At 69.1% G+C, this 16789-nt stretch carries 15 protein-coding genes; 7 read left to right on the top strand and 8 right to left on the bottom strand.

Translation table 11 applies throughout. From position 1 onward, the window contains the following. Positions 1 to 7 precede the first annotated feature (7 nt). A complete protein-coding gene (locus ACZ6SQ_RS19660; protein WP_469563490.1) occupies positions 8 to 466 on the top strand; it encodes a MarR family winged helix-turn-helix transcriptional regulator in 459 nt (152 codons plus the stop codon). 9 nt (positions 467 to 475) lie between these two features. Beyond that, positions 476 to 928: a GNAT family N-acetyltransferase gene (locus ACZ6SQ_RS19655; protein ID WP_469563488.1), complete on the top strand. Its 453-nt coding sequence runs from the start codon at positions 476 to 478 to the stop codon at positions 926 to 928. 84 nt (positions 929 to 1012) lie between these two features. Here the strand turns inward: ACZ6SQ_RS19655 and ACZ6SQ_RS19650 are convergent, their stop codons facing one another. Then, positions 1013 to 2398, bottom strand: a complete 1386-nt coding sequence (locus ACZ6SQ_RS19650; RefSeq protein WP_469563485.1) for a serine hydrolase domain-containing protein — start codon at positions 2396 to 2398, stop codon at positions 1013 to 1015. A gap of 342 nt (positions 2399 to 2740) precedes the next feature. Here ACZ6SQ_RS19650 and ACZ6SQ_RS19645 point away from each other — a divergent pair, with 342 nt between their 5' ends. Continuing rightward, positions 2741 to 3307, top strand: coding sequence for a dihydrofolate reductase family protein (locus ACZ6SQ_RS19645; protein WP_469563482.1), 567 nt, complete (start codon positions 2741 to 2743; stop codon positions 3305 to 3307). A gap of 90 nt (positions 3308 to 3397) precedes the next feature. Here the strand turns inward: ACZ6SQ_RS19645 and dnaB are convergent, their stop codons facing one another. Then, complete coding sequence (dnaB, locus tag ACZ6SQ_RS19640) at positions 3398 to 4867, bottom strand: replicative DNA helicase (RefSeq protein ID WP_389324180.1); 1470 nt, start codon at positions 4865 to 4867, stop codon at positions 3398 to 3400. A 459-nt stretch (positions 4868 to 5326) separates the two neighbouring features. On the opposite strand from dnaB, the gene ACZ6SQ_RS19635 reads away from it, so the two are divergent. Then, positions 5327 to 6664, top strand: coding sequence for an MATE family efflux transporter (locus tag ACZ6SQ_RS19635; protein WP_469563478.1), 1338 nt, complete (start codon positions 5327 to 5329; stop codon positions 6662 to 6664). 342 nt (positions 6665 to 7006) lie between these two features. Here the strand turns inward: ACZ6SQ_RS19635 and rplI are convergent, their stop codons facing one another. The 4 genes from rplI to rpsF all read right to left on the bottom strand — a co-directional run bounded on the left by rplI (position 7007) and on the right by rpsF (position 8733). Next, complete coding sequence (gene rplI / locus ACZ6SQ_RS19630; RefSeq protein WP_386377860.1) at positions 7007 to 7453, bottom strand: 50S ribosomal protein L9; 447 nt, start codon at positions 7451 to 7453, stop codon at positions 7007 to 7009. Positions 7454 to 7471: 18 nt separating this feature from the next. Then, the gene (gene rpsR, locus ACZ6SQ_RS19625; RefSeq protein WP_003949403.1) at positions 7472 to 7708 is read right to left on the bottom strand and encodes a 30S ribosomal protein S18; all 237 of its coding nucleotides are present in this window, start codon (positions 7706 to 7708) and stop codon (positions 7472 to 7474) included. A gap of 57 nt (positions 7709 to 7765) precedes the next feature. Further along, positions 7766 to 8365, bottom strand: a complete 600-nt coding sequence (locus tag ACZ6SQ_RS19620) for a single-stranded DNA-binding protein (RefSeq protein WP_469563475.1) — start codon at positions 8363 to 8365, stop codon at positions 7766 to 7768. Between the two features lie 77 nt (positions 8366 to 8442). After that, a complete protein-coding gene (gene rpsF / locus ACZ6SQ_RS19615; protein WP_004985983.1) occupies positions 8443 to 8733 on the bottom strand; it encodes a 30S ribosomal protein S6 in 291 nt (96 codons plus the stop codon). Positions 8734 to 9012: 279 nt separating this feature from the next. On the opposite strand from rpsF, the gene ACZ6SQ_RS19610 reads away from it, so the two are divergent. From ACZ6SQ_RS19610 to ACZ6SQ_RS19600, 3 genes are all read left to right on the top strand, one after another. Then, positions 9013 to 9324: a hypothetical protein gene (locus tag ACZ6SQ_RS19610; protein WP_469563473.1), complete on the top strand. Its 312-nt coding sequence runs from the start codon at positions 9013 to 9015 to the stop codon at positions 9322 to 9324. Positions 9325 to 9638: 314 nt separating this feature from the next. After that, positions 9639 to 10760 (top strand): peptidoglycan bridge formation glycyltransferase FemX, encoded by a 1122-nt coding sequence (gene femX / locus ACZ6SQ_RS19605; RefSeq protein WP_386377864.1) that lies wholly within the window; start codon positions 9639 to 9641, stop codon positions 10758 to 10760. Positions 10761 to 10870: 110 nt separating this feature from the next. After that, on the top strand, positions 10871 to 11902 hold the full coding sequence (locus ACZ6SQ_RS19600) for an alanine racemase (RefSeq protein WP_386377866.1): 1032 nt from the start codon (positions 10871 to 10873) through the stop codon (positions 11900 to 11902). A 260-nt stretch (positions 11903 to 12162) separates the two neighbouring features. Here the strand turns inward: ACZ6SQ_RS19600 and ACZ6SQ_RS19595 are convergent, their stop codons facing one another. After that, complete coding sequence (locus ACZ6SQ_RS19595) at positions 12163 to 13707, bottom strand: glycosyltransferase family 87 protein (protein WP_469563470.1); 1545 nt, start codon at positions 13705 to 13707, stop codon at positions 12163 to 12165. Between the two features lie 119 nt (positions 13708 to 13826). Continuing rightward, positions 13827 to 16523: a transglycosylase domain-containing protein gene (locus tag ACZ6SQ_RS19590; protein WP_469563467.1), complete on the bottom strand. Its 2697-nt coding sequence runs from the start codon at positions 16521 to 16523 to the stop codon at positions 13827 to 13829. Positions 16524 to 16789: the final 266 nt, after the last annotated feature.

Below are 16789 nucleotides of genomic sequence, written 5' to 3'. Positions count from 1 at the left end.
AACGCCGATGACCGCGACAGACCCCGCGCTCACCGCCCTGGCCCAGGGCTGGTGCGCCCTCTCCCTGCTGCACGGGAAGATCGAGGCGCATGTCGAGCGCGCCCTTCAGTCCGGGCACGACCTCAGCGTGCGCGAGTACTCGCTGCTCGACGTGCTCAGCCGGCAGCACGACGGCGAGGGCGGCCATCTCCAGATGAAGCAGGTCGCCGACGCGGTCGTCCTCAGCCAGAGCGCCACCACCCGCCTGGTCACCCGGCTGGAGGACCGAGGCCTGCTGGAGCGCTATCTGTGCCCCACCGACCGGCGCGGCATCTACACCAACGTCACCCCGGCCGGGCTGGAACTCCTGGATGAGGCGCGGCCGACCAACGACGGCGCGCTGCGCGAGGCACTCGACACAGCCGCCGAGAACCCCGAACTGGCCCCGCTCGTCAGGGTCGTGGAGACGCTGAAGGTGCCCGCATAGGCTGCCGCCATGGCAGATCTCGAGATACGGCACGCGACGACCGAGGACATCCCCGCGATCGTCGCGATGCTCGCCGACGACCCCCTGGGTGCCCGGCGGGAGTCACCGGACGACCTGACCCCTTACCTGGCGGCGTTCGAACGCCTCGCGGCCGACCCGAACCAGCACCAGGTGGTGGCCGTGCGCGAAGGCCGCGTCGTGGGCACGCTCCAGCTCACCGTCATCCCCGGACTGTCCCGGCGCGGCGCCACCCGGTCGATCATCGAGGCGGTCCGGGTCCACGCCGAGGAGCGGGGAAGCGGCCTCGGGTCGCAGTTCATCGAATGGGCGGTCGAGGAGTCGCGGCGACAGGGCTGCCATCTGGTCCAGCTCACGTCGGACGCCTCGCGCACGGACGCCCACCGCTTCTACGAGCGGCTGGGATTCACCGGCTCGCACGTGGGCTTCAAGCTGGAGCTCTGACAGAGCGGCGGCTCTCCGGCCCAGGGCTGTGTTTCACGTGAAACACAGCCCCACCGTCATGAGCGGGTGGTGTCCCGGCCGCCCTCAGCCGATCCCCCGCCAGCCCTCCGGATCGACCCCACCGGGGACGTCGGCACCCTCGTCGTACGGTCGGCGGGTGAACACGAACGAAGCCAGGTCCAGATGGCTCACCGAGCCGTCGGGGCGACGCACGGCCCGCAGGGTCTCGCCGGCGTAGTAGCCCTCCAGCCCCGTCCAGGTGCCGTCGCCGTTCGCACGGAACCGTGAGCGGCGGCCCTGGCCCGACAACGGCCCGAGGGAGAGCAGCCCGTCGGCCGTCAGACGCAGCGCGAAGCCACTCGTCCCCCAGTACCACTGTCCGGAGAGCTCGAGCACGGCCGGATCGGCCTCCCGCAGCGGACGCCAGGGGTCGGGAATCCGGGGCTCGGCCTCGGCGACGATCCGGACGAGATCGGCGCCGACGGCCGAGATCACCGGGCCCGAGGTGCAGTTGGCGAGGACGATCGCGGCCACGTCGTCGGCGACGCTGATCGTGAGGTTCGCCAGGAACCCCGGCAGTGAACCCGAGTGCCCGACGAGCGTCCGCCCGTCGCGGTGCTGGACCTGGAGCCCGAGCCCGTAGGAAGCCCCGTCCGCGAGATCCGAGGCCTCGGCCGGTGCCGCCGGAGTGCGCATCTCCTGAAGGGTCCCCGCGCTCAGCACCCGCTCGTCACCCCGGGCAAGAAAGGCCGCGAACCGGGCCAGGTCTCCGCTGGTGGACCACAGTTGACCGGCCGGAGCCATCAGACCGAGGTCCTCCAGCGGCTCGGGCATCATCACATCGGCCCAGGGGTGGACCGCCCAGCCGCCCGCGTGCGGCGCCTGCGGCTGTCCGCTGGTCCGGGTCAGACCGAGCGGTTCCAGCACCTCGCGCCGCAGCACGTCCTCCCAGGGAGCCCCGCGCAGCTTCTCGACGAGCGAACCGAGCAGGGTGTAGCCGGGGTTGGAGTAGTGGAACCTCCGGCCCGGCGGGTGCAGGACGGGCCGCTCGCCCAGGACGTCGGACAGCTCGGGGCGCAGCGAGCCCGGCGTGCGCTCCCACCACGGCGAGGGCGTCTCCGCTGCCAAACCGCCGGTGTGGGCGAGCAGTTCACGGATCGTGGCCTCTCCGGCGCGGCTGCCCGGCAGGTGCTTCTCCAGCGGGTCGCCGAGGTCGAGCACGCCCTCGTCGCGCAGCCGCAGCACCAGCACCGCGGTGAAGGTCTTGGTGATCGAGCCGATCCGGTACTGCACGTCCTCGTCCGGGCCGTGCCCGTCGACGGAGGTCCGTGCCCCGTGCCACACGGCCCGGCCGTCCCGTACGACGGCCGCCACGAGGGAGGGAGCACGCCCCTCGGCCTGGGCGACGGCGACGCGGTGCAGCAGTGCCCGGCGCGTGGTAGGAAGCAGATCGTCCTGGGGTGGTGTCATGGGCCCAGTCCACCCGCCCGGAGGCCTCCCGTCGAGCCGGTTTCGCCCGGAGCGTGGCGCGGGCCGCCCCGCGTGCAGGGTCTCGCCGCTCGTGGCATGTCGATCTTGCGTGACCTGGGCGTTCCCGGCTGTCTCACGGCCTTGGCACCCGTGATCAGTGTCAAGCCCGTGGCATCTCCTCGCGAGGGCGAGGCCGAGATCAGGCGGCTTGCCCGAGTCGGCCGAGTACACCACGCTGAGCCCCGAGCACGAGGACTAACGGCGAGCCCGGATCGCGCACCGATGAGTTTCCCGCGCGGCGCTGGTCTGTACGCCGGACACCCACGGACGGAAGGCTGAGCCATGCGGAAACTGGTCTACGGCATGAACGTGACCCTGGACGGCTACATCGCCGCGGCCGGCGACGACATCGGCTGGGGTGGGAAGCCGAGCCCCGAGCTGTTCCAGTGGTGGCTCGACCACGAGCAGACGAGTGGCCTGTCGCTGTACGGGCGCAAGCTGTGGGAGACGATGAGCTCCTACTGGCCGACCGGCGACCAGCAGCCCGACGCCACCCCGGCGGAGATCGAGTTCGCTCGGAACTGGCGGGACACGCCGAAGGTGGTGTTCTCCTCGACGCTCGACAAGGTCGACTGGAACACCCGCCTGGTCACCGGCGACGCGATCGCCGAGATCACCCGGCTCAAGGCCGAGGACGGCGGCCCGATGAACATCGGCGGCGCGACGCTCGCCGGGGCGGCCATGCGCGCCGGGCTGATCGACGAGTACGTGATCGCCACCCATCCGGTCCTGGTGGGTGGCGGCACGCCGTTCTTCACCGCGCTGGACAGCTGGGTGAACCTGAACCTGGTCGAGACGCGGACGCTTCCCGAAGGCGTGGTCCTGACCAGGTACGAGACGAGGGGCTGAACAGCTTCCCGCTGGCTCACGGCTCATATGCCACACCTGGCCGTCACTCGTGAGATTCGGCCGCGAAATCCGAGGCCGTGCGAACTCCGCTCAGGTCTGCGCCATGTCCACGAAACGCGAGTAGTGGCCCTGGAAGGCGACCGTGATGGTGGCGGTAGGGCCGTTACGGTGCTTGCCGACGATGATGTCCGCCTCGCCCGCACGCGGCGACTCCTTCTCGTAGGCGTCCTCACGGTGCAGCAGGATGACCATGTCGGCGTCCTGCTCGATGGAGCCGGACTCACGCAGGTCGGACACCATCGGCTTCTTGTCCGTGCGCTGCTCGGGACCACGGTTCAGCTGCGAGAGGGCGATCACCGGGACCTCCAACTCCTTGGCCAGCAGCTTGAGGTTACGGGACATGTCCGAGACCTCCTGCTGACGGCTCTCGGAGCGCTTGGAGCCACCGGCCTGCATCAGCTGGAGGTAGTCGATGATCACGAGCTTGATGTCGCTGCGCTGCTTCAGGCGACGGCACTTCGCGCGGATCTCCATCATCGACAGGTTCGGGGAGTCGTCGATGTAGAGCGGCGCCGAGGACACCTCGGGCATCCGGCGGGCCAGACGGGTCCAGTCCTCGTCGGTCATCGTGCCGGAGCGCATGTGGTGCAGGGCGACGCGAGCCTCGGCGGACAGCAGGCGCATCGCGATCTCGTTGCGGCCCATTTCCAGGGAGAAGATGACGCTCGGCAGGTTGTGCTTGATCGACGCGGCGCGGGCGAAGTCCAGCGCGAGCGTGGACTTACCCATGGCGGGACGCGCGGCGATGACGATCATCTGGCCGGGGTGAAGGCCGTTGGTGAGGGAGTCGAGGTCGGTGAAGCCCGTCGGCACACCGGTCATCTCGCCGCTGCGCGAGCCGATCGCCTCGATCTCGTCGAGCGCGCCCTCCATGATGTCGCCCAGCGGCAGGTAGTCCTCGCTGGTGCGCTGCTCGGTGACGGCGTAGATCTCCGCCTGGGCGCGGTTGACGATCTCGTCGACGTCGTCGTCGGCCGCGTATCCCATCTGGGTGATGCGGGTGCCGGCCTCGACCAGTCGGCGCAGAACCGCCCGCTCGTGCACGATCTCCGCGTAGTACTCGGCGTTGGCGGCGGTCGGGACGGTCTGGACGAGGGTGTGCAGATACGAGGCACCGCCGACCTTGTTGATCTCGCCGCGCTTGGTGAGCTCGGCGGCAATGGTGATCGGGTCGGCCGGCTCGCCCTTGGCGTAGACGTCGAGGATCGCCTGGTAGATCGTCTCGTGGGCGGGCTTGTAGAAGTCGTGGCCCTTGAGGATCTCGACGACGTCGGCGATGGCGTCCTTGGACAGGAGCATGCCGCCGAGCACGGACTGCTCGGCGTTCAGGTCCTGGGGCGGCACCCGCTCGAAGGCAGGACCTCCCGAGCCCTCCCATTCACCGCGGTCGTGCTGCTCATCGCGACCGCGCGGCGCATCGCCGCGCCTGCGGGAGGCAGGCAGACGGTCGCCCGGCCCACTGTCGGCCCACGGGTCGTCCAAGGGCTCGGAAATGCTCACCGAGCCACCTCCTCCCGTCCGCCGAGCGGACCTCGCCATGCCCTCTTTTCTACGGCACGGCACCGACAAAACGAGAAGCCCAACTCCGTTTCTGGTGCGTCGGTTTTGTGTCGTTTGCACGGCCGACGAACGGAGCGGGCGCCGGACCACGGTAGGCCCTCGGGCACCGTCAGCCAATCTGGTTATCCACAGGCCATGTGGACGACCGGCCAGATGCTGTGGAGAACTCCGCGAAACCTGTGCACGACCCGGTGGACAGGCCTGTGAACAAGCCCCCATCAGTTCCGCCACCACAGCTCTGACCTGCCGATTTCCCGCCCACCGGCTGTGCAGAAGAAAAACTTTCCCGGTCAGCCCAAGATCAGGTCGAGCGCTGTGGGCAAGCACACCCACAGTGACGACAAGTAAGGGTCACTATTCAATTGCATCTCTTACCTGTGGACGATTACATTGGCGTTCATGACCCAGGCTCCCGCGCCCCCCAGGGCCACCCGGCGACAGCACGATCGCGAGATACTCGCGCTGGCCGTGCCGGCCTTCGGCGCGCTGGTCGCCGAGCCCTTGTTCCTGATGGCCGACAGCGCGATCGTCGGCCACCTGGGTACCGCCCAGCTCGCCGGCCTCGGAGTCGCCTCGGCCCTGCTCGCGACCGCCGTCAGTGTCTTCGTCTTCCTCGCCTACGCCACCACGGCCGCCGTCGCCCGCCGGGTCGGCGCGGGTGACCTCCAGGCCGCCATCCGCCAGGGCATGGACGGCATCTGGCTGGCGCTGCTGCTGGGAGCCGCGGTCATCGCCGTCGTCCTTCCCACGGCGTCACCCCTCGTCGACCTCTTCGGCGCCTCCCCGACCGCCGCACCCCACGCGTCCACCTACCTGATGATCTCCGCCCTGGGCATCCCGGCCATGCTGATCGTGCTGGCCGCGACCGGCGTGCTGCGAGGCCTCCAGGACACCAGGACGCCCCTCTACGTCGCCGTGGCCGGCTTCGTCGCCAACGCCGTCCTCAACGTGGCCCTGGTCTACGGCGCCGACCTCGGCATCGCGGGCTCCGCCTGGGGCACCGTCCTCGCCCAGTGGGGCATGGCGGCCGCCTACCTCGCCGTGGTGATCCGCGGAGCGAGGCGGCACGGCGCCTCGCTGCGCCCCGACGCGGCGGGCATCAGATCCTCCGCCCATGCCGGTGTGCCGCTGCTCGTGCGCACCCTCTCGCTGCGGGCGATCCTGATGATCGCGACCGCCGTGGCGGCCCGCCTCGGGGACTCCGACATCGCCGCCCACCAGATCATCGTGTCCCTGTGGGTCCTGCTCGCCTTCGCCCTCGACGCCATCGCCATCGCCGGACAGGCCATCATCGGCCGCTGTCTGGGCGCCGGGGACGCGCAGGGTGCCCGCGACGCCTGCCGCCGCATGGTGCAGTGGGGCATCGGGGTCGGCCTCGCGCTCGGCGTCCTGGTCGTCCTGGCCCGACCCGTCTTCCTGCCGCTGTTCACCAGCGACCCGGCCGTGACGGACACCGCGCTGCCCGCGCTCGTGATCGTGGCGCTCTCCCAGCCGATCTGCGGTGTGGTCTTCACCCTCGACGGGGTGCTGATGGGCGCCGGAGACGGCCCGTATCTCGCCTGGGCGATGCTGCTGACCCTGGCGGTCTTCGCCCCGGTCGCGCTGCTCGTCCCCGTCCTGGGCGGCGGACTCACCGCGCTGTGGGTCGCGATGACGCTGATGATGACCGTGCGCATGCTGACCCTGTGGCTGCGCGCCCGGTCGGGCCGGTGGATCGTCACGGGCGCGACGCGCTGACCTTTCCGTCGCGGCGTGACGCGCGACCCTGCTGTCCCGGGACGACGCACTGACCTTCCCGTTCCGGGAGGACGCGCTACCCGTCCCATCCCGGCGCGACGAGCCAGCCTGCCACTCCCGGTCGGCGTTTCGCCCGTCGGCCGATGTTTCACGTGAAACTTCCGGCCCACCCGGAGACGCCCTGCCCGGCCAGGGATGCCAGGACCGTCCGACCGGACGTGCCATGACCAATGGGGCGCCGCCCATGGCCGACTGGACACCACGAGGATCACCGCATGCGAAAGGGGCCGCACCCCATCGGGTGCGGCCCCTTTCTTCAGCTGTTCAAGCCGATCGCGGCGTTCAGCCCGCGACAACCTCGATGTTGACCTTGGCGGCAACCTCGGGGTGCAGACGCACGGACGTCTCGTGGGCGCCCAGGGTCTTGATCGGCGCACCGAGCTCGATGCGACGCTTGTCGACCTCGGGACCACCGGCGGCCTTGATCGCCGAGGCGACGTCGGCCGGGGTGACGGAGCCGAAGAGACGGCCGGCGTCGCCGGAGCGAACGGCCAGACGGACCTTCACGCCCTCGAGCTGGGCCTTGACAGCGTTGGCCTGCTCGATGGTCTGGATCTCGTGGATCTTGCGAGCGCGACGGATCTGCTCGACGTCCTTCTCGCCGCCCTTGGTCCAGCGGATAGCGAACTTCCGCGGGATCAGGTAGTTGCGAGCGTAGCCGTCCTTGACGTCGACGACGTCGCCCGCGGCACCGAGGCCGGAAACCTCGTGGGTGAGGATGATCTTCATGTTTCGGTCACCCTTCCCTTAGCGCGCGGTGGAGGTGTAGGGCAGCAGCGCCATCTCACGGCTGTTCTTCACGGCCGTGGCGACGTCACGCTGGTGCTGGGTGCAGTTGCCGGTCACGCGGCGGGCACGGATCTTGCCGCGGTCGGAAATGAACTTCCGCAGCATGTTCGTGTCCTTGTAGTCCACGTACGTGACCTTGTCCTTGCAGAAAGCGCAGACCTTCTTCTTAGGCTTGCGCACAGGCGGCTTCGCCATGGTGTTTCTCCTGTGTGATCAAGAAGTTTGGGTGCGGCCCGCCCCTGACCCGAGGGTCTAGAAGGGGGGCTCGTCCGAGTAGCCGCCGCCGTTGCCGGAGCCGGAGCCGGAGCCGCCGCCCCAGCCACCGCCGCCGCCCTGGTTGCCACCAGCGGGAGCGCTGGTCGCCCAGGGGTCGTCAGCGGGAGCGCCGCCGCCCTGCTGGCCGCCACCGGGGCCGCCGCCCCAGCCGCCGCCCTGCTGGCCGCCGCCACCGCCGCCGAAGCCGCCGCCACCGCCCTGGCCACCGCGGCCAGCGGTCTTGGTGACCTTGGCCGTGGCGCTGCGCAGGCTGGGCCCGACTTCCTCGACGTCCAGCTCGTAGACCGTGCGCTTGACGCCCTCACGGTCCTCGTAGGACCGCTGCTTCAGCCGGCCCTGCACGATCACGCGCATGCCTCGCTGGAGCGATTCGGCGACGTGCTCCGCCGCCTGGCGCCAGACCGAGCAGGTCAGGAACAGGCTCTCGCCGTCCTTCCACTCGTTCGTCTGGCGGTCGAAGGTGCGGGGAGTGGACGCGACACGGAACTTCGCGACCGCCGCACCGGAGGGGGTGAAGCGCAGCTCGGGGTCATCGACAAGGTTGCCGACGACCGTGATGACGGTCTCGCCTGCCATGGGGGAACCTCTCGGCGGGTTTACTGCTGGCTGCTTGCGGTACTACTCGAAACCCGAGATCAGCTGAGCGGGAGAGCTCAGTGGGTCTCGGGGCGGAGGACCTTGGTCCGGAGGACCGACTCGTTCAGGTTCATCTGGCGGTCGAGCTCCTTGACGACCGCAGGCTCGGCCTGCAGGTCGATGACCGAGTAGATGCCCTCGGGCTTCTTCTTGATCTCGTACGAGAGACGACGACGGCCCCAGGTGTCGACCTTCTCGACCTTTCCGCCGCCGTCACGGACGACAGAAAGGAAGTTCTCGATCAGCGGGGAGACAGCGCGCTCCTCGAGATCGGGGTCGAGGATGACCATCACCTCGTAGTGACGCATGTGGAACCCACCTCCTTTGGACTCAGCGGCCACGGTCGTTCCGTGGCAGGAGGGTTGTGATGCGTTGAGCAACAGTGCTCCGCCAGTAAAACAGCCACCACTGACAATCGGGGTTCTCGCGAGGAGACCCCCGGTCGGCGGGCTGGGCAGACACCGGTGCAGACGGTACAGAGTACCCGCACAGCGCTTCCGGTTGAAATCCGGCCTCTGGGACCGTCAATCTGTACACGTCGGGTGTGTATGGCGCTACGATGCGCCGCCTTCCGCAGGAGGTGCCCCATGGCACAGGCATTGCGACCCAACACCGGAGTCGGTTCCCTCTTCGCCACGGACGGCAAGTCCCATCCAGTCCAGGACACCCTGCTCGCGGTGACCCTGGTGCTCGGACTGGTGTCGTTCATCACGGCGCAGTTCCACAGCCTCCATCTGCTGAGCTCCTGGACCGGCCTGGTGGGGATCGGCACCGGCGCCTACGGGCAGTGGATCTCCGAGACCACGCGTGAGCGCTTCGGTCTGATCCTGGGCCTCGGTGCCAGCGCCGTCGGCTTCTTCCTCGGCATGGCCCACGGCGGCCTGTTCGGCGGATTCTGACCGGCACCGCCCTGTCGCGGACCTGACGGGCAGCTGCCCGTCGGCCGCCCGGAGGACCTGCCCTCACGGCCCGACCGGCCCCAGGGGCGGGTCCGTCCGAGGCGGAACATCGGCGTGCGCGGGCCACGGCATGATCGGTGCGGCGCCCTCTCCCAGGCGGCCCGTAGGGCGTGAGCAGGGGACGGACAGGGCCTGCGGCCGGGGCAAAGGTGCCGCACGCCCAGTCGGCCTGCTCGCCGGGCGCAGTAGGCTTCGGCGCGAGAGCCGGAGCCCCTGTACCCATGGGGACACACCAGCCCGAGGAGCGCCCCGACATGAGCCTGACCCTGAGGACCATCAGCCGCGAGCAGCATCTGGCATACATCCAGAGCCTGCCTGCGGCGAGCCACATGCAGGTCCCCGCATGGGCAGACGTCAAGGCCGAGTGGCGCTCGGAGAACCTGGGCTGGTTCGACGACCGGACCGGTGAGCTGGTCGGTGCCGGCCTGGTGCTCTACCGGCAGCTGCCGAAGATCAAGCGCTATCTCGCCTATCTCCCCGAGGGCCCGGTCATCAACTGGTTCGCGCCGAACCTCGACGACTGGATCCAGCCGATGCTGGCCCATCTCAAGCAGCAGGGCGCCTTCTCCGTGAAGATGGGCCCGCCGGTGATCATCCGGCGCTGGGAGGCGGGCTCGATCAAGGCGGGCATCCAGAACCCGGACGTGAAGCGGCTGCGCGACATCGAGGCCGACTTCATCGAGCCGCGTGCCTTCGAGGTGGCCGACAAGCTGCGCCGCATGGGCTGGCAGCAGGGCGAGGACGGCGGCGCCGGCTTCGGCGACGTACAGCCGCGCTACGTCTACCAGGTGCCGCTCGCCAACCGCTCCCTGGAAGAGGTCCACAAGAACTTCAACCAGCTGTGGCGCCGCAACATCAAGAAGGCCGAGAAGGCGGGCGTCGAGGTCGTCCAGGGCGGTTACCACGACCTGGAGGAGTGGCAGCGGCTGTACGAGATCACGGCCGTGCGCGACCACTTCCGGCCGCGCCCGCTGTCGTACTTCCAGCGCATGTGGACGGCCCTCAACAACGAAGACCCCAACCGCATGCGGCTGTACTTCGCCCGCCACAACGGTGTGAACCTGTCGGCGGCGACCATGCTGATCGTCGGCGGGCACGTCTGGTACTCCTACGGCGCCTCCGACAACATCGGCCGTGAGGTCCGGCCCTCGAACGCGATGCAGTGGCGGATGCTGCGCGACGCCTACGCGCTCGGCGCGAGCGTCTACGACCTGCGCGGCATCTCCGACTCGCTGGACGAGTCCGACCACCTCTTCGGTCTGATCCAGTTCAAGGTGGGCACGGGCGGCCAGGCCGCCGAGTACCTCGGCGAGTGGGACTTCCCCCTGAACAAGCTGCTCCACAAGGCGCTCGACATCTACATGTCGCGCCGCTGACCGAGCCTTTTCCTGTCGCGTCGCCGACCGCGCGTCACGCCGTTCGGTACCGTCGACAAGTCTTCTACCTCTGATACACCGCAGCCACGAGAAAGGTTCCGGGTCCCCCCATGGCGCTCACGCTCTACGTCGACACCGCGCGCTGGCGGGCGCACCACAAGCACGTGCAGGAGCAGTTCCCGGGACTCGTCCCGGTCTGCAAGGGCAACGGCTACGGATTCGGGCACGAACGGCTGGCGGAGGAGGCCACGCGGCTCGGCTCCGACGTTCTCGCCGTCGGCACGACGTACGAGGCCGCGCGCATCAAGGACTGGTTCGGCGGTGACCTGCTCGTGCTGACGCCCTACCGGCGCGGCGAGGAGCCGGTGCCGCTGCCGGACCGGGTGATCCGCTCGGTGTCGTCCGTGGATGGCGTGTACGGCCTCGTCGGCGCCCGTGTGGTCATCGAGGTCATGTCCTCGATGAAGCGGCACGGGATCAGCGAGCAGGACCTGCCCCAGCTGCACTCCGCCATAGAGAACATCCGCCTCGAGGGCTTCGCGATCCATCTGCCGCTGGACCGCACCGACGGCTCGGACGCCGTCGAGGAGGTCATCGGCTGGATGGACCGGCTGCGCGCGGCCCGGCTGCCGCTGCACACCATGTTCGTCAGCCACCTCAAGGCCGAGGAACTGGTCCGGCTCCAGCAGCAGTTCCCGCAGACCCGGTTCCGTGCGCGCATCGGCACGCGGCTGTGGCTGGGGGACCACGAGGCCACCCAGTACCGGGGCGCGGTCCTGGACGTCACCCGGGTCGCCAAGGGCGACCGCTTCGGCTACCGCCAGCAGAAGGCGGCCTCGGACGGCTTCCTGGTGGTCGTGGCGGGCGGCACGTCGCACGGAGTGGGCCTGGAGGCCCCCAAGGCGCTGCACGGCGTCATGCCGCGCGCCAAGGGCGTCGCCCGCGCCGGCCTCGCCACGGTCAACCGGAACCTTTCTCCGTTCGTCTGGGGCGGCAAGCAGCGCTGGTTCGCCGAGCCGCCGCACATGCAGGTCTCGATCCTGTTCGTGCCCGCGGACGCGCCGGAGCCGAAGGTCGGCGACGAGCTGGTCGCCCATCTGCGGCACACCACCACGCAGTTCGACCGGCTCGTCGACAGCTGAGCCGTACGGGCGGTAGCCCGCCGGGCGCCACGGGACCTCCGTCCCATCGCCAGGCGAGCCGCTCCCGCCCTCAAGCGGAAGGCCGGACGCAGACCTTCCACGCCCCGCGCACAGGGCTGGACGCGCCTTGCGGAGAGCCCGGCGCAGCGCTTCAGCACACACAGAAGGCCGTACGCGGAACTCCCGCGTACGGCCTTTTTCCTACGCCCGAGCGGCCGTCCACGGCCCGCTCAGGCCCTGTTCACCCAGACCCTGTTCGCTCAGGGCGAACGCTCGTCCGGGAGCCCCTTCGCGGGGCCGTCGGTCCTGTGGGCGGCGGGTCCCTCCGCCGTGCCCCAGGCCACCTGAGTCTCGGCGAAGTGTGCCGAGTACCGTGAGGAACGGGCCGCGGCGCCCAGGGCGATGACGTCCGGAGCGCCGTCGAGCACTCCGCCCGAGGGGTCGTCGTCGCCGTCCCGGCGCACCACGTCGCGCTCCGGCAGGAGGATGTCGCGGATCACGACGGCGCACAGGTAGAACGTGCCCGCCAGATGCACCCCGATCGCCCAGTGGTAGCCGTCGGTCGGCAGACCCTTGTGGGCGTCGCCGCTCGTCGTGTACGCGAGGTACATCCAGATGCCCAGGAAGTAGGCGACCTCGCACGCCTGCCAGATCAGGAAGTCCCGCCACTTGGGCCGGGCGAGCACTGCCAGCGGCACCAGCCACAGCACGTACTGCGGCGAGTAGACCTTGTTGGTGAGGATGAACGCGGCGACCATCAGGAAGGCCAGCTGGGCGAACCGGGGACGGCGCGGCGCCAGCAGCGTGAGGACGCCGACACCGGCAGCGCACAGCAACACCAGCAGCATCGCCAGGGTGTTGACGGTCTCGGTCTCCAGGGGGTCGTTGGAGTTCTGAGCCAGGATCAGCCAGAAGGACCCGAAGTCGACACCCCGCTCCTGACTGAAGCGGTAGAACTTCGACCAGCCGTCGAAGGCGAACAGCATCACCGGCAGGTTCACCACCAGCCAGGCGACGGCGGTACCGCCGAGTGCCTTGGCGAGGTCGCGCCATCTGGCCGCCCGTACGCACAGGACGAACAGGGGCCACAGAAGGAAGACCGGATACAGCTTGGCGGCCGTGGCGAGCCCCAGCAGGACACCGAAGGCCAGTGCACGCCCCCGGGACCACATCAGCATCGCCGCGGCTGTCAGAGCGACCGCCAGCAGGTCCCAGTTGATGGTGGCGGTGAGCGCGAAGGCAGGTGCCAGGGCGACCAGCAGTCCGTCCCAGGGCCGTCGTGCCTGGGTACGCGTGACGCAGACGGCGATGACCGCCGTGCACGCCATCAGCATCCCGGCGTTGACCATCCAGTACCACTGTTCCTGGTCCTGGATGCTGCCCGAGCCGGGCGTGAGCCAGGCGGCGACCTCCATGAACACACCGGTCAGCACCGGGTATTCGAGGTACTCCATGTCGCCGGGCAGCCGGTCGAAGTACGGCACGAGCCCGTCCGCGAAGCCACGCCCGTTGTACAGATGCGGAATGTCGGAGTAGCAGGCGTGCGTGTACTGGGTGCTGGCACCGAAGAACCAGCCGCCGTTGTAACAGGGCGCCTTCTGGACCAGGCCGAGGGCGAACATACCGATCGCCACGAGCGCGATGATCCGCACAGGGGTCCACCACGACGTCCCCAACAGGGCGTGCCGCCCCACTGGGCCGCCGATCAGCTCGCTGCCGTTCGCCGCTACCGAATCGGTCCGGGTCGGCGGCACCACGTCGGGCTGACGAGCTTGCGTTCCTTCTGCACTGGGCATGGGCCACATCCTGCCGTACAAGTCTGGGAAAACGACGAGGGCCGCCGCACCCGGTGGGTGCGGCGGCCCGATGTTTCACGTGAAACGCATGGTTTCACGTGAAACACCCATGCCGGACGAAACGGCTCCTAGCCGGTCGAGCCTCCGAAGAGGCCGCCCCCGTTTCCGTTCCCTCTGGTGTCGTCTGTGGGGGAGGCCGTCGGAGAGGAACTCACCCCGCCGTCCGTACCGCCGGTGTCCGTGCCTCCGACGTCGGTGCCACCGGTGTCGGTGCCGCCGGTGGTGGTGTCGTCGCACTTCCACCACTGGGTGCAGGTCTCGGAGGCCGTCGGCGTGGGCGACTTCTCCGGCTTCCCCTTGGTCGGGGTCGGGGTCGGGCTCGGCTCCTCCGTCTCGGACGGCGAGGGAGTGGGCGACGGCGTCGGCTCGGCGTTGACGACCTCACCGATGTCCTCGGGCGTCGGGAACTTCTCCGCCGGCTGGTTCTTGAGCGCCTCGGCCATGTAGTCGTGCCAGATCTCCGACGGGAACGAGGCACCGTGGATGGACTCCTGGTCACCGGTCCCGTACATCGGCAGGAAGGTACGGTTCTTGATCTTCTCGTCGTCCGGGTACCGGAACATGGTGATCGCGGTGGACAGCTGCGGGGTGTAGCCGACGAACCAGGCGGACTTGTTGTCGTCGGTCGTACCGGTCTTGCCGGCCACATCACGGCCGGGCAGCTGCGCGTTCGTACCCGTGCCCTTCTCGACCACGGTCTTCAGCACGTCCGTGACGTTGTCGGCGACCTTCGAGGTGAAGGCCTGCTTCGTCTGGACCTCGTGCTCGAAGACCGTGCCGTCCTTGCTGGTCACCTTGGTGACCGAGAACGGCTCGCGCTGCTTGCCGCTGGCAGCGAAGGTGGCGTACGAACCCGCCATACGGATCGCGCTGGGGTCGGAGATACCGATCGAGAACGACGGGAAGCCGGTGCCGGCGAGGCTGCTCTCCCGCAGCCCCGCGGCCATCGCCGCCTCCTTCACCTTGTCCAGGCCGACGTCCATGCCGAGCTGCACGAAGGCGGAGTTGGCCGACTTCTGCATCGCGTAGCGCAGGTCGATCTTGTAGTCCGGGGCGTCACCCAGCGACTCCCGGCCGTCGTTCTCCTGGAGCCACTCCTCGCCCTTCTCGTTCTGCCAGACCGACCGGTCGTAGTTCTCGATCTTGAGGTCGTTCTTGCCGCTGTACAGGCTCTTCGGGGAGACGACCGTGCGCTCGTCCTGGGCCTGCGTCTCACCGAGGTCGGGGTTCCGGACGCCCCAGGTCATGGCTGCCGCGAGCACGAACGGCTTGAACGTCGAACCGACCTGGGCACCGGTTTCGTCGGCGTTGTTGGTGAAGTGCTTGGTCGCGTCCACACCGCCGTAGGTGGCCTTGATGGCGCCGGTCGCCGGGTCCACCGAGGCGCCGCCGAACTGGACGTGGGTGTCCTTCGTCGGGCGCTTCTTGGGGTCGATGTTCTCCTTGCTGACCTTCTTGACCGCGGCTTCGAGGGCCTTGACCTTCTTCTTGTCGAAGGTCGTGTAGATCGAGTAACCGCCCTGCTGAAGCAGGTCCTGGTTGATGCCCGTCTCCTTGCTGTGGCTCACGATGTAGCCGTTGGCGAGGTCGACGAGGTAACCGATCTGGCCGCTGAGCGCGGTGTTGAAGCGCGGGTTCTGGATCTTGGGCAGCTCGGGGAACTTGGCGCGCTCGGCGGGGTCGAGGTGGCCGTACTCGACCATCTTGTCCAGCGTGTCCTGCTGCTGGCGCAGTGCGCGCTTCCTGTTCGCCTCGGGTGTGGCCGCCGAGTCGATGTTCACCGCGCCGGCCGGGTCGAAGTACGTGGCGCCCTTGAGCGTGGACGCCAGGAAGGCGCACTCGCCGGCGTCGAGATCGATGGCGTCCTTGTTGAAGTACGCGCGGGCCGCCGCCTGGATGCCGTAGGCGTTACGGCCGTAGTAGGCGGAGTTGAGGTAGCCCTCCATGATCTTGTCCTTGGAGACCGACGCGCCCACCTTGATGGAGACGAACAGCTCCTTGAACTTGCGGGAGACAGTCTGCGACTGGTCGTCCAGCATGGCGTTCTTCACGTACTGCTGGGTGATCGTGGAACCGCCCTGGGTGTCGCCGCCGCGCGCCATGTTGAACATGGCCCGGGCGATGCCCTTGGGGTCGATGCCGCTGTCGGTGCGGAAGGTCTTGTTCTCCTGGGAGATGACCGCGTTCTGCATCTCCTGCGGGATCTGCGCCAGGCTGATGATCTGGCGGTTCGTCTCGCCGCCCGTGGCCACCATCTCGGAGCCGTCGGACCAGTAGTAGACGTTGTTCTGCGCCGTCGCCGTCAGCTGCACGTTCGGGACGCTCACCAGGGCGTAGCCGACGCCTGCGATGGCGACCAGGCTGCCGAGGAAGGCCAGCGACAGGCCCGAGACGAGCTTCCACGACGGCACCCAGCGATGCCAGCCGTACTTGCCGGCCCGCGGGTAGTCGATGATCCGCTTGCGGCCGGTGTCCGCGACCCGGCCTCTGCCTCGCCCTGGACCGCCGGGTACAGGGGCGGCACGTCGGCCGCCCCGGCCGGGGTCGGGCGCGCGGCGGCGTCCCCCGCCCTGCGTCGCACGACGGGCCGCGGCGCGACCGCCGTACGTGCTCTCCTCGCCTCCCGACCCGTACGCGTCGGAAGGAGACCCGGTGGCGCCTCGCGGTGCCGCCCGGTGGCCGGAGGGCAGGCCGGACTGGCCGCGTCGGGCCGCGGCACGTCCGCCCTCCTGCGGCTGCGGCGGTTTGCGACGGTGCTCGCTCATCGAACGACTACTCCTAGGGCAGGCGCACCTCTGCGCGCCTGGAAACGGCGGCTGGTTTCCGGTCCCCCCGAAGTACGGACATGGTCGGTCCCGCATTCATCCGTACTGCACCGAGGACCACGACGCCCCCCGGCGTCACACGGTTCCCGGCGGTATGCATGCCGCACAGACTACGCACCGCCAAAACCCGCCTAGCCCAGAAGTTCACCCCAAATCAGGCAACTCGGCGCCGACGAATCAGTGATGTGACGCCGTTCACCCTTCCC

It is taken from the genome of Streptomyces sp. NPDC048600 (genome assembly GCF_055587025.1).
This window is presented reverse-complemented; position numbering and strand designations above follow the sequence as displayed.

Bases quoted from the DNA above. Each gene is read 5' to 3' on its own strand.
- ACZ6SQ_RS19660 (WP_469563490.1), top strand. From the start codon at position 8: ATGACCGCGACAGACCCCGCGCTCACCGCCCTGGCCCAGGGCTGGTGC.
- ACZ6SQ_RS19655 (WP_469563488.1), top strand. From the start codon at position 476: ATGGCAGATCTCGAGATACGGCACGCGACGACCGAGGACATCCCCGCG.
- ACZ6SQ_RS19650 (WP_469563485.1), bottom strand. From the start codon at position 2,398: ATGACACCACCCCAGGACGATCTGCTTCCTACCACGCGCCGGGCACTG.
- ACZ6SQ_RS19645 (WP_469563482.1), top strand. From the start codon at position 2,741: ATGCGGAAACTGGTCTACGGCATGAACGTGACCCTGGACGGCTACATC.
- ACZ6SQ_RS19635 (WP_469563478.1), top strand. From the start codon at position 5,327: ATGACCCAGGCTCCCGCGCCCCCCAGGGCCACCCGGCGACAGCACGAT.
- rplI (WP_386377860.1), bottom strand. From the start codon at position 7,453: ATGAAGATCATCCTCACCCACGAGGTTTCCGGCCTCGGTGCCGCGGGC.
- rpsR (WP_003949403.1), bottom strand. From the start codon at position 7,708: ATGGCGAAGCCGCCTGTGCGCAAGCCTAAGAAGAAGGTCTGCGCTTTC.
- ACZ6SQ_RS19620 (WP_469563475.1), bottom strand. From the start codon at position 8,365: ATGGCAGGCGAGACCGTCATCACGGTCGTCGGCAACCTTGTCGATGAC.
- rpsF (WP_004985983.1), bottom strand. From the start codon at position 8,733: ATGCGTCACTACGAGGTGATGGTCATCCTCGACCCCGATCTCGAGGAG.
- ACZ6SQ_RS19610 (WP_469563473.1), top strand. From the start codon at position 9,013: ATGGCACAGGCATTGCGACCCAACACCGGAGTCGGTTCCCTCTTCGCC.
- femX (WP_386377864.1), top strand. From the start codon at position 9,639: ATGAGCCTGACCCTGAGGACCATCAGCCGCGAGCAGCATCTGGCATAC.
- ACZ6SQ_RS19600 (WP_386377866.1), top strand. From the start codon at position 10,871: ATGGCGCTCACGCTCTACGTCGACACCGCGCGCTGGCGGGCGCACCAC.
- ACZ6SQ_RS19595 (WP_469563470.1), bottom strand. From the start codon at position 13,707: ATGTGGCCCATGCCCAGTGCAGAAGGAACGCAAGCTCGTCAGCCCGAC.
- ACZ6SQ_RS19590 (WP_469563467.1), bottom strand. From the start codon at position 16,523: ATGAGCGAGCACCGTCGCAAACCGCCGCAGCCGCAGGAGGGCGGACGT.